This window comes from Fluviicola taffensis DSM 16823, assembly GCF_943372375.1.
In the GTDB taxonomy this organism is placed as follows: Bacteria; Bacteroidota; Bacteroidia; order Flavobacteriales_D; family Crocinitomicaceae; genus Fluviicola; species Fluviicola taffensis_A.
Window position 1 is genome coordinate 14,325 of the sequence record NZ_CALRYJ010000011.1, and the last position, 12,262, is coordinate 26,586.

Here is a 12,262-nt window from a genome sequence, read left to right on the forward strand (position 1 = left end):
GGAGTCGAAGTGCCTTTCAATTCAAAACAACGAATCAATGGTTTTTGCGGAACCACGGGGATTGAATTCGATTCGCACCAGATCGTGAATACGAAGTCCGAAGAGTGAATCGGCACCTCCGCCATTTCCGGTAGCTCCTTTATTGATAGCAATTTCAAGTAAATTATTGTCATTGAAAAAAGCCAGGCGTTCCCCGGGAGCAACATCGTTATAGGTACTTGAAATTTCGTCGATATAATATTCGCGTTTTCGGAACAAGATGGTGAACGGAGCATCTTCAAACCTGCCAAATATTTCTTTGGTGATATTGGTGATGGCATTTCCATAATGATCGATATGCACGATGGATCCCTTGATGAGGTTCTCTTCAATGACCGCATTCACCGTATGAGCAACACGCCAGGAAGTTTCTTCAGAACCAATGTCCGTGAGTGCTTCTCCTGAAAGAATCCGGACTGCTGTCGGAACGAAGATGTTTTTTACCGGAAAACGAAGTCCTTTCGGATTGGAAAGCACATTATCTATTCTCCAAAACCCTTCCGGTTTCTGATCCTTTAAGATCAAGGCAAAGATTCCGTTGTCATTCGAAACGAAATAATGTCCTTTGAATAATAAAATGCTCGGATAGGCTCCATTACTCGAGTTGATGATGGGTTCACTGTCTACACCGATAATATGGATTGTTCCTTCAGGAAACTCCTGAAATGATGCCTGGATGTAATAACTTGCATCTGCAATATCGAACGGACGAACTTGGTGGGTAATGTCAACAATAGATACTTCCGGGGCTAATTTGAATAAATTTCCCTTTAGAACCGCTACATAGTAGTCGGTCAATCCCATATCAGTTGTCAATGTGATAATTCCCATTTGATAAATCGGTCTGTATCCGTTGAAAAATTAATTAAATTTGTTTCAAAAATACGGGTTAATAATACAACCGGAACTTACAAACAAAAGATTTATTCACATTGACAGAGAAGAAAATTGAAATAAACGGAGCCAATGTTGCTGAATTATTTGGAGTTAACAATTCCAATTTGAAACACATTCGGTCTTTTTTTCCAAAATTAAAGATCAATTCACGTGGAAATGAATTGACAATTGTTGGAGATCCGGAAGTGATGGAAGAGTTTGAACGCAAGTTTGAATTGATTCTGGCGCACTTCAATCAATACAATATTTTAACGGAGAACAATATCGATAACCTGATGTTGGACGAAGGCGATGCCATGCTTTCTTCTGATGGAACGGAAACTTTGGTTCACGGAAACGGAGGAGTCAAGATCAAAGCGAAGACCCTGAATCAACGAAAATTGGTTCAAGCAGTGAATAAAAGTGATATGGTTTTTGCCGTTGGTCCGGCCGGAACTGGAAAAACATATACAGCAGTTGCATTGGCAGTTCGTGCTTTGAAAGCAAAAGAAGTGAAGCGGATTGTACTCACCAGACCAGCTGTTGAAGCCGGAGAAAATTTAGGATTCCTTCCGGGAGACTTGAAAGAGAAGTTGGATCCGTACCTGATGCCTTTGTACGATGCATTAAGAGATATGATTCCACCGGAAAAATTGGCGGACATGCTGGAATTTGGGATTATCGAGATCGCTCCTTTGGCATTCATGCGGGGTAGAACCTTGGATAAGGCATTTGTTATTTTGGATGAGGCTCAGAATGCGACCGTGATGCAGATGAAAATGTTCCTGACACGTATGGGACAAACTGCTCAGTTCGTGATAACAGGAGATATGTCGCAGGTGGATTTGCCACATCGCCAAAAATCAGGATTGTCATACGCATTGGATATTCTGAATGACGTGGAGGAAATCGAAATTATCCGATTGACACAAAGCGATGTAATTCGACATTCATTAGTGAAACGAATCATTGATGCTTTTGATAAGGCCGAAGCAATCGAGAAAGCGAAACGATTCGAGAAAGAAAAAGAAGAGGAAGAAGAAAAATCAAAACTGAGAAGAAAATAACGAGTTCCAAATTTGTAAATTATGTTGAACGAAACAATTACGAGCACCAATTTTAAATTCCCGAAACAAACCAATGTTTACAGAGGAAAGGTACGTGAAGTCTACACCATTGATAATGAGTTCATGGTCATGGTTGCCACTGACCGAATTTCTGCTTTCGACCACATTTTACCTAAAGGGATTCCATTCAAAGGTCAGGTTCTTAACCAAGTTGCTACCATGTTTTTAGAGGCTACTCGAGACATCGTTCCAAATTGGTTAATCGGAACACCGGACCCATCCGTTGCGATAGGTTACGCTTGTGAACCGGTGCGTGTTGAAATGGTAATTCGTGGATATCTGGCAGGTCATTCTGCAAGAGAGTATGCATCAGGTAAACGCATTTTATGTGGTGTTGCACTTCCTGAGGGAATGAAGGAGAATGATCGCTTCCCGGAGCCGATTATCACACCGGCAACCAAAGCGGATGAAGGTCACGACGAAGATATTTCGAGAGAAGATATTTTGAAAAATGGAATCGTACCTCAAGACATTTACGAAAAAATGGAAGGCTATACGCGTGCATTATTTCAGCGTGGAACTGAAATGGCAGCAGAAAGAGGGTTGATCTTGGTGGATACGAAGTATGAATTTGGGATCCGGAATGGGGAAGTGATCCTGATTGATGAGATTCATACACCTGATTCATCGCGTTATTTCTATGCGGATGGTTATGAAGAACGTCAGGCAAAAGGAGAAAATCAACGCCAACTTTCGAAAGAATTCGTGCGCCAATGGTTGATAGAGAATGGATTTCAAGGTTTGGAAGGTCAAGTTATGCCGGATATGCCTGATTCATTTGTCGAAACGATCACCGAACGCTACATCGAACTTTACGAGAAAATTACCGGAAACACCTTTGAAAAAGGAGACACTTCCAGCATTAACAAGCGCATTGAGACAAATGTTGCCGTGTTTTTGGCGGAGAAGGGAATTATTTAAGACTTAATAGACTAGAGACATAAGACAGTAGACTTGTTGTTACTTTCAAAGTACAATTGAAGTCTATAGTCTTTTGTCTAACGTCTTCAGTCTAAGTTGCGCTTTGTTTCGCAATGATTTTCCAAAATAAACGAGGGAAGAAACGTTTCAGCGTCACGGCATTTAGTTCCTTATTTCCGATCAGAACTTCTTTTTTCTTCTTATCAACCGCTTTTAGAAGGATGGATACACATTTTTCAACGGGCATCCCGGTTGCTTGGTTGTGATCCATCTCTCCATGTGCATTGCCATCTTTTCCAAGTGCACTCATGGAAATCGGAGTATTGATTTTTCCGGGATAAGCAATGGTAACCGAAATATTGTTTTTTGCCTCCTCCAAAAGTAAACTTTCAAAGAAACCTTGGATCGCGTGTTTACTGGCACTGTATGCGGAACGCAGGTAAAAACCGAATTTTCCTGCAATGCTTGAAATGGCAATGATATGACCCGATTTTTGGGCTTGCATGTAAGGTAATACAGCTTTTGTAAGCGCTACCGTTCCGAAGTAATTGATTTCCATAATCCGTCGATCCACTTCAAGTGAAGTTTCACTAGCTTCAGCGCGTTGACTCAAACCTCCGCAATTGTACAAATAATCGATGCGTTTTGTTTGTTCCAGAGCTTGTTTCACCAATTCGGTAAAATGCTCGGAATGCTCTAGATCCAAAGGAACAATCAGATGTTCTTCCGGATTCGGAAGTTCCTTTTTCAATGCGAGAAGTTTCTCTTCACTGCGGCTCGACAGGATCAATTTGAAGCCTTTTCGAGCCAGTTGTCTGCAGATTTCTTCTCCAATTCCGGAAGAAGCACCCGTAATCCAAGCTACATGTTTCATCGTAGCACGAAAATACATATTTTAAGGTGAGTTCGTGATAAGATTTGAGTTGCAATTTTCTTGATAAATTGGAAAAACTTAGTATATCACAGTAGAATCCATTTGGTTGATGTGCTCTGGTTGATGATAGTCGTATTTCTGGCATTTTTCACATTGGGGCGCAGATTGGGGTATATATTATTGTTTTTCTCTATCGGTGTAATCGGGATATTTTGGCATGAAAAAAGGAGACTTTTTTAGTCTCCTCAAATATTTTTTGTTCCGATTATAAATCATCAGGTAAACTTGCCTGTTTATACGATTTTACTTTTGGTTTTAACTTATCAATAAATACTACTCTGAATTTCTCACCGTCTACGGTAAAGATCATTTCGGAAATACCATTGGTTACTACCGGGCTGGTTTTTTTTGCGTTGTAGAATTTCTTTTCTAACAAATAGAAAGATCCATCATCGTATTGAAGAAATACAGAAACAACCGATCCATTCTCAACACGAGCTTTACCTGTTAAACATTCAGTACCTTCAGCAGTAAAAAAACTGACAATAACATTTCTGTGCATGTCATCTGCAACGGTATAAGAACCTCTTTTAGCAAAGGCATCTTCCAATTTCTTAAAACAATCATCTTGTGCTGATACGCTGTATCCTAAAGTAAAGGTTAGAATGGCAAGTAGAATATTTTTCATAGTTGTTTTTGTGTTATGGAGCCAACTCCGATTTTCAAATATAACAAGTTTATCCAAAATGGTAACTGCACTTAATAATTATTTATTTTTGACAATCAATCCCATTTATAAAGGCATGAAACAAATAGCAGACCATTTTAACGAAGCGCTGGAAATTTTGCAGAAATTTAACAACGCAGAGAATCATCGGTTGATTCAAGATGCAGGAAATGCAATGGTTTCGGCAATCCGTTCAGGAAACAAAATAATTTCATGTGGGAACGGTGGTTCTATGTGTGATGCAATGCATTTTGCGGAAGAATTAACAGGAAGATACCGGGACGATAGAAAGGCAATTCCGGCCTTAAGTATTTCAGATCCATCGCATATTAGTTGTGTCGGGAATGATTATGGGTACGAGTATATTTTTTCACGTTATCTGGAAGCAATCGGACAAAGTGGGGATGTATTATTAGCCATTTCAACATCCGGAAATTCGAAAAATGTGCTTCGTGCGATTGAAGTTGCCAGATCCAAGGGAATGAAAATCGTTGGACTTACAGGAAAAGATGGTGGAAAGATGGCGGAGCTCTGTGATGTGGAAATCCGGGCACCCTATTCAAATTATGCGGACCGGGCACAGGAAATTCACATAAAGGTGATTCATACAATGATTGATTTTATTGAACACCAATTGAATGTTTGAGTTCTTAAAAAAGAATATTCGAAAGACTACTATTCTGCTAATCATTAGTGTGTTTGCACTAAAGTTTTCAGGGAAAATAACAGCTGTTGTTAAGGGGGAAGCCACGTGTGTCTGCTCCTATGATGGTTATGGGTACTACATGTATCTCACGCAGCTGTTCCAATACCGGAATCTGAACTTCAAACGGGCGGAAATTCAAGCCGTCCAAAACAAATACTGTTCCGAATCGGTTGCTTATCAGCTCAAGCAGATGGACAATGGCAATTCGCTGGATATCTATCACATGGGACAAGCTTATTTGGAGCTTCCTGCCTATGCCATAGGTCATGGGTTTGCTAAAATACTGGGTTGTTCCAAGGATGGATTTAGTAAACCTTATCACATAGCCTATCTCTTAAATGCCCTGATTTTTATTCTTCTTGGAGTTTATTTCCTGAATAAAATTCTCAAATTGTTCTTTTCAGATCAGGTTAGTGCGCTTCTTTTAGTGATTATTTATTTCGGAACCAATTTTTGGACAACAGCAATTCACGCCTATCAGTTGCAGCATATTTACTTGTTTGCATTGGTCGGAGTACTTTTTTATTCACTCCTGAAATTGCGGGAACTTCCGTCCAAAAGAAAGTATCTGCTGCTTGCAGCATTAACTCTTGGATTAATTTCGGCAATTCGCCCGACGCATGTCCTATTGGGACTCCTTCCTTTGTTTCTGCTGAAAGGAGTTTATCCGACAAAAGCTGCCTATTGGAAATCAATCTTGTTATTTCCACTTGCCGGATTTTTAGTGAACTTACCTCAATTGATCTATTGGAAAGTTTTGGGAGGAAGTTGGTTCATTTTGAATATGCATGTGGAAGAAATCGTCATTGTTGATCCACATATTTTCGACTTTTTGTTCAGTTATAAAAAGGGGTGGTTATTGTATACCCCGGTTTTCATCCTATTGGTTCCCGGATTCATTCAATTGTACAGACAGCGGAAAGAGCTCTTTTGGGGGATTTTTACCTCGTTCGTTTTATGTGTATGGATCTTTTGTTCCTGGGAATGTTGGTGGTATGCTGCATCCTTTGGATCACGGGCAATGATTGACCTGTATCCCTTGTTGGTCTTGCCGGTTGGTTTTGCAATTGGTTACCTCGGAAAAACCAGGATAACTGCTTTTCTGATGATGGGATTTGTATTTCTTACTCTCGGGTTATCCATGTTTCAATCGGAACAATTTTCAATCGGTTATTTGCATCCGGATAGGATGACGAAGGAACATTATTGGTATATTTTCGGTAAGCTTTCCATGCCTGATTATCAGGTCAACCGACTTGAAATTGACCGTTCGGATACAAGCTGGACAAGCAAAATAAAACCGGAGGAATTAGGGTTTGGGAAGATCGTGCCACTTGATTTTTGCACTGTAAGGAATATAAATGCTCCGGCAGGAAAAGCTACCTTAATTGATAAAAGACCTTATTATCCTAAGTTGAAAACGGATGAAACATTGTTTGAAGCCCAGATCATTTATCAAACAAATGACAGCTTGAATTTGGCGACAATCCATTTTGAATCATTCAGTAAATTCAATGTTTACAGCTGGAATGAGTATTTTTTGCCAACTCAAAAATCAATTGGGGAGATGGATACCTTATCTGTCAGGTATAATCTTCCAAGAATTAATCACTATGGGGATAAAATTCAGATTTATGTGGTGAATTCCGGTAAAAAGGAACTCATTATTCATTCATTAAAAATAAAGGCATTAAGTTTGGAACGCTATTAAAAAAAATACTTTCACATGAGCTCATTTTCACATATTTTCGATTCAGGAGAACAGGCACGTCAAAAAGGTCATTTCAGAAACCTGATCATGTTGGCACGAATTGATGGAAACGTAAGTTTCGCAGAAAATCAATTACTTAAAAAAATTGCAACAAAACTTTCCTTAACGGAAGAGCAGGTAGCGGAGATTTGTGAAAATCCGGACGATTATCCATTCATTCCACCGGTTGAGAGAGAGGAAAGATACGAGCGTTTTATCCAGTTGATCCAGCTTTTGGGAATTGATGGGAATATGGATGTGAATGAAACGAAATTGGTACGAAGACTTGGAATTGAACTAGGATTCACACCAGAACGCATCGATGAGAAATTTCCAATTATCCTGGAACATTTAAGAAAAGGAATGGATCGGGAAGAAGTTCTGAGAATTGTAATCTGAAATCCGGATTAATTCTTCTTTTTCAACTGGTCTTCAATGCGTTTCGTCAGGATTTGGAAAAGCAATTTCGAATCCTGCTGATTCAGCTTTCTGCCGAAACGAATCGTTTTACCTAAGTATTCAAACTCGATACGTTCTCCACCTCGAATCCAGGGGGAATTTTCCCATGCAGCCTGAAAAGAGTTTTCTTTGGGAACCGAAACACGTACCTTCTTGATATTCTCCAAATAATATTCTTTCGCCTTACCATAGGTGCGAATACTTGTTTTAATCGTCACTGATATTTTATCAACTTTGATGTATTCACGACCATAAAGGGCCCATAAGAAGGTTCTTCCCACCCGAACGAAGTAATATAACCAGAAAACCATAAAAACCCCAAGGATCAGCTTTTCCTGTTGTGTGAAGTTGAAAGTGAAATAAGACCAGGTAATCGTTGCTCCTATTGCGAACCACATAAAGCACCACGCACCCATCAGTGCCTTTACGACTCCAATCTGTTCGGGTGTTATGACGAATGTTGTTTTGTTCTGGTCGTCCAGGTAGCTGATTCTATTTCCAATCCATTTCATGCCACAAAAGTACCTAAAAAGTAGGGGTGCGATTAATCGCACCCCTACTTTTTTTCAATCAATCCGATTATTGAATAATTACCTTTTTCTGAGTAATTGCGTTATCCATTTTCACATTCACAAAATAAACACCAGCTGGCGTATTGCTTGTATTGATGGTAATGATAGATGAACCGTTCAATTGACCATAATTTCTGCTTGAAATTTCTTTACCTGAAACATCTGTTACAGAAATAGTCACATCACTTTGTTCAGCTAGTTGCAAGCTGATAGAAACGCTTGTTGTAGCTGGATTCGGATAAACTTGTACTTGGTCATCAATTTGACTCAGATCAGTAAGACCCGCAGTTACGTCAGTTCCTGTTACGAATCCATTAGTTACAGCATCCGGAATAGTTGCTTTTCCTGCATTGTCAATTTTTCCTGTTGGGTCGAATAACAGTCCAACAATATTGATTTTAGTTTCATCCCAAGAAGCAGGTAGAATAAATGTTGCTGTAATGGTATGTGTTTCTCCGATGTTCACAGTTGCAGGGAAGCTGTTAGCGTAACCTGTGAAACTTGGCTTAATTGCTCTTGCAACATGGTCGTAAACCATTTGTGCAGCAGGTACGGAGCTTGGCAATGATTCAAATCCGCCCATTGGTCCGTTCGCACCACCTGCATAGGCATTTGCCTGGTTGTAGTTGCTTCCTGTTCCTGTTACCTCATCTTCTGTAAGAACAATTCCAAGTTTGTAATTGTTGTTGGCTGCAGCTAGAAAATTAGCAGAGGTTGATACCTTTAATTCACGGGTAGTTGAGTTCCAGGTTGCACCGTTTGTAATCAATGCTTTCGGAGCTACCAGGATGCGTGTAAGGAAATCAGCCTCAACTTCCGATGGGTCGATTACACTGACGCGGTCAACCAATGCTGAAGGATATCCTGAAACCAAACCACCGATTCCTGCATCGTAATCCGCATTTGTCATCGGATCACCATTGTGAACTGCAATTCCTGCCCAGTATTGGTCGTATTTTGTTGACATCATATCCATGAAAACAGCACCTCTCGGACACCATTGACACCAAGTTCCTGTTCCTTCTTCTCCTACTACCATTTTACCGGTTGCCGGCACCAAAGGATTATCAATATCCAGCGTTAAGACATCATCATTGGAATCATTATCCGCTCCGGCACCGTTTACATTCGATACGGTTGCAACCATTGGGTTATTCCCGGCTGCAATAGTCAATGTATTATCCATGGTAATGGTAGTCGTAGCCAAAGAAGCGAGATTTACTCCCGTAACTGTTTTGTTGATGGTTGTACCGTTATAATCAACAGCAAGATCAAAAGAGGTGATTGGTGTAGTTCCCAAATTGCGGACAACTACTTTAGGAGTAACTATATTCCCTACTAATATTCCCTGGTCGAAGTTCAGACCATTTACAGCTCCATTCAAAGACGGAAGGGTGTAAGGAGTGATAAGGGTATGGAAATCATCAATGAAATAACCGCAACTATAAGGAGCATTTTGATCTGTCGGATAAATATCAATAGCTGCAATTTGGTTCACTGGATTAGAGAATGAACCGATGGAAATGTTATCGATGAAAAATTCCCAGTTGTTTGTGTTGAAATTAATGGCGACTTTGAAGTTGAACCACGTGTTTTGGGTATATGTTGGACCTGTAAAGTTCAATCCGTTTTGATTGACCATAGAGATTGTTCCATTGTCGTTGAAAAAACAATCCATTGCCCATACCTGCCCAAGTGTTGCCGTTTTTTGAAAGTTAAAATAACCCGCTTTTCCTGTCTCAACCTTGATGTTGAAATCCATTTCAAATTGTCCCGTATTCAAAACACCAAAATTGCGAATCAAATCTGTCGGACCACCTGCTTGCACGGATGTGGAGAAATACAAAGAATTACTTCCTGAAACGGAAGATGCGCTGGATACGAGAACGTCTTCGGTTCCTCCGGGAGCATTGCTCCAGGTTGTCCAGTTACCGGCGCTTTGAGGACATAGTTTCTGTCCCGCATTGTAAGAGTCAAAATTGTCTGTGAACGTTTGACCGAATGCTACAAGACTTGAAAGGAAACCAAGAGTGAGTAATTGTTTTTTCATAAGTAAGAGTATAGAATATCTTTAAAGATACTAAATGAAAAAGAGAAAAAGGACTCCTTTTTCTCTTTAATTATTGAAATCTTAATTCAGACTTCCTTATTTTTTAATGAATTGAATGGCAGAGGATTCTGTTCCCAAGTCTACAACAAAACGATAAGCCCCGGCTTGAAGTCTGGAAACGTCGATTGGCTTTAAAACAATCTTACCATTGGTGTTCTCCAATGAAATTTGTTCGATCGGTCTACCTACGGCATCAACGATGTGCAATGTTCCCGCCTGTTTGGAATAATAAGTCAGGTTTGTCAATTCGGATGAAGGGTTCGGAGATAAGGTATTCGGACTGATTCCGGATTTACAACTCACCGCTTTTAATTCAGAATAGCTGGAAATCTGATCCGGATTGGTCTCTTTTAATCGGTAAAAAACCATCTTGTCTTTTTCAAGGGCATCTCTGAACGAAAAGAACTGGTTGGATGCATCAGAACTGTTAGCTGATACAACTGTTCCGATGATTTCCCAGGCTTCGCCTGTGTAACTTCTTTGTACCTGGTAAGTGCTTGAGCTTTCAGTTGGAGCTTCCCAGGAAATCAATGCAGCATCATTTTCACAATCGGTATTAACTGTAAAATTACTGGTGTTTATACCTAAAGCGGAACAACCAACAGTTGCCGTACCATTAAATACGATTGGTACCGTTGTTGCTACCGAACTATAGTTTGAAAAACAAATGATGTATTGAGTGTTTGCGGCTACAGGTAATACGGGTTCGTAATTTCCTGCATCCCCTCCCGATGGCAGGGTTGAGGCTAAACCGGTACCGCCATAATTTACAGAATTCCAGTTACATCTGACTGGAGCCAGTGTATTACTTGAGATTGCTCCACAGGTGCTGGGTCCGGTATACGGATACATGATCCAATCATAATAACCGGCTTGCGCCCCTCCTGCACCTAAAGTGAATGCGAGGTTTCCGGCGGTATAGACATTGATTACCATCCAGGTACTGTTGTTTTCACCCACTTGTAAACAACCCATATTTCCTCCTCCCCATGGACTCAAAGGTCCCCAGAAAGGATCATACGATGGATTTCCTAACGAACCTGAAACAGGGATTTCATTGATTGCACCATATCCATTCGGATCGATTTGAAAACCGGCATTACTGCAGATGTTTACATAACTTGCACATTCTGACGCCACTACTGGTCCTGTGTAGGTACTTTGCGTAACACAAATAGTTCCGGTAGTTGCAGATGTAGGAGGTCCGGTGTTAGCAGCATTGGTTGCAAAAATAACTACCAGATAAACTTGACCGATCACGGTATTGAAACTGACGCTTTCATTGGTTCCATTACCAGCTTGAGAGCATCCAAGAGAGGTCAATGTTCCGCCACAAGTTCCTGAAACAACCATCAAACCAGGATTGGGACCTGCAGCAGTTGCGTCAGTAAGTGTCACGTTCGTATAGGTGGAAGTTGCAGTAAACTGGAAGAAACCATCTACATCATCCCAGCCACAAGATGGTTCTGAACTGAAGTTATCAAAAAACGAGGTGGGAATAGAATATGCTGTTGGGGTACAAGTTGTTCCAACAGTCAGTGTTGGAGGGGTTCCTGTACAGTTGTCAGATTGACCAAAAACTCCGGTAATATGGAATATAGTCAGTAATAGGAATAACTTTTTCATGATTAATGACAATTGTTTTTGGATAGATCAATCATACCTCCCGCCGTATAAACGGCATCATAATAACACATGATGGTATATCCGTGATTAACAAACCAGTTTGTAAAGGTTTGTTCCTTTAGATTTTCATTTGGTTCATAAATCCCCAAAAATGTGCCGGTGGTGTTGTCCATTCTGGAAGTTTTGACCCCGGAAATTTGCTTGAATGCATTGGTTATCTCCGATTGAACTTCTTGACTAATTTCAGAATCAATAACAATTTTGATGTACATCTTGGAATCATCAAGATCATTTTGTTGAGAGTAGATAGAAAAATCGAAAGCAATAAACGCAAGAATCGTTAGTAGTAATTTGATCATTGATTGTAGTTTACACTATGAAAATACAATCAAAACTTTCACAAAATGTTATGAATGAGCATTCTAACGGTTTGACCGATTAAACACTTGATTTGACTTAACAATTGCTTAATCTA

The 12,262-nt window shown here is 40.1% G+C and carries 12 protein-coding genes; 5 read left to right on the top strand and 7 right to left on the bottom strand.

From position 1 onward, the window contains the following. Positions 1–21: 21 nt before the first annotated feature. Positions 22–870, bottom strand: a complete 849-nt coding sequence (locus AAG807_RS14685) for an SAM-dependent chlorinase/fluorinase (protein WP_341905463.1) — start codon at positions 868–870, stop codon at positions 22–24. Positions 871–971: 101 nt separating this feature from the next. Here AAG807_RS14685 and AAG807_RS14690 point away from each other — a divergent pair, with 101 nt between their 5' ends. Continuing rightward, the gene (locus AAG807_RS14690; RefSeq protein ID WP_341905465.1) at positions 972–1,982 is read left to right on the top strand and encodes a PhoH family protein; all 1,011 of its coding nucleotides are present in this window, start codon (positions 972–974) and stop codon (positions 1,980–1,982) included. 24 nt (positions 1,983–2,006) lie between these two features. Further along, on the top strand, positions 2,007–2,963 hold the full coding sequence (locus tag AAG807_RS14695) for a phosphoribosylaminoimidazolesuccinocarboxamide synthase (RefSeq protein WP_341905708.1): 957 nt from the start codon (positions 2,007–2,009) through the stop codon (positions 2,961–2,963). Between the two features lie 91 nt (positions 2,964–3,054). On the opposite strand, the gene AAG807_RS14700 is transcribed toward AAG807_RS14695, so the two are convergent. Next, positions 3,055–3,855, bottom strand: coding sequence for an SDR family oxidoreductase (locus tag AAG807_RS14700; RefSeq protein ID WP_341905466.1), 801 nt, complete (start codon positions 3,853–3,855; stop codon positions 3,055–3,057). Between the two features lie 247 nt (positions 3,856–4,102). Continuing rightward, complete coding sequence (locus AAG807_RS14705) at positions 4,103–4,525, bottom strand: hypothetical protein (RefSeq protein WP_341905468.1); 423 nt, start codon at positions 4,523–4,525, stop codon at positions 4,103–4,105. A 115-nt stretch (positions 4,526–4,640) separates the two neighbouring features. Between AAG807_RS14705 and lpcA the strand changes: the two genes are divergently transcribed. The 3 genes from lpcA to AAG807_RS14720 are packed head-to-tail and all read left to right on the top strand — an operon-like array spanning position 4,641 to position 7,419. Then, positions 4,641–5,210 (top strand): D-sedoheptulose 7-phosphate isomerase, encoded by a 570-nt coding sequence (gene lpcA / locus AAG807_RS14710; RefSeq protein WP_341905470.1) that lies wholly within the window; start codon positions 4,641–4,643, stop codon positions 5,208–5,210. Further along, positions 5,203–6,981, top strand: coding sequence for a hypothetical protein (locus tag AAG807_RS14715; protein ID WP_341905472.1), 1,779 nt, complete (start codon positions 5,203–5,205; stop codon positions 6,979–6,981). The genes lpcA and AAG807_RS14715 overlap by 8 nt, the downstream gene beginning before the upstream one ends. Before the next feature lie 15 nt (positions 6,982–6,996). Next, on the top strand, positions 6,997–7,419 hold the full coding sequence (locus tag AAG807_RS14720) for a hypothetical protein (protein ID WP_341905474.1): 423 nt from the start codon (positions 6,997–6,999) through the stop codon (positions 7,417–7,419). Positions 7,420–7,427: 8 nt separating this feature from the next. Here AAG807_RS14720 and AAG807_RS14725 read toward each other — a convergent pair whose 3' ends face one another. The 4 genes from AAG807_RS14725 to AAG807_RS14740 form a co-directional block, all read right to left on the bottom strand. After that, positions 7,428–7,991 carry a hypothetical protein gene (locus tag AAG807_RS14725; RefSeq protein WP_341905478.1) on the bottom strand — a complete coding sequence of 188 codons (564 nt, stop codon included), beginning with the start codon at positions 7,989–7,991 and terminating at the stop codon, positions 7,428–7,430. Positions 7,992–8,058: 67 nt separating this feature from the next. Beyond that, positions 8,059–10,101 carry a T9SS type A sorting domain-containing protein gene (locus tag AAG807_RS14730; protein WP_341905481.1) on the bottom strand — a complete coding sequence of 681 codons (2,043 nt, stop codon included), beginning with the start codon at positions 10,099–10,101 and terminating at the stop codon, positions 8,059–8,061. A 96-nt stretch (positions 10,102–10,197) separates the two neighbouring features. Continuing rightward, the gene (locus AAG807_RS14735) at positions 10,198–11,787 is read right to left on the bottom strand and encodes a T9SS type A sorting domain-containing protein (RefSeq protein WP_341905484.1); all 1,590 of its coding nucleotides are present in this window, start codon (positions 11,785–11,787) and stop codon (positions 10,198–10,200) included. Positions 11,788–11,789: 2 nt separating this feature from the next. Then, the gene (locus tag AAG807_RS14740) at positions 11,790–12,146 is read right to left on the bottom strand and encodes a hypothetical protein (protein ID WP_341905488.1); all 357 of its coding nucleotides are present in this window, start codon (positions 12,144–12,146) and stop codon (positions 11,790–11,792) included. Positions 12,147–12,262: the final 116 nt, after the last annotated feature.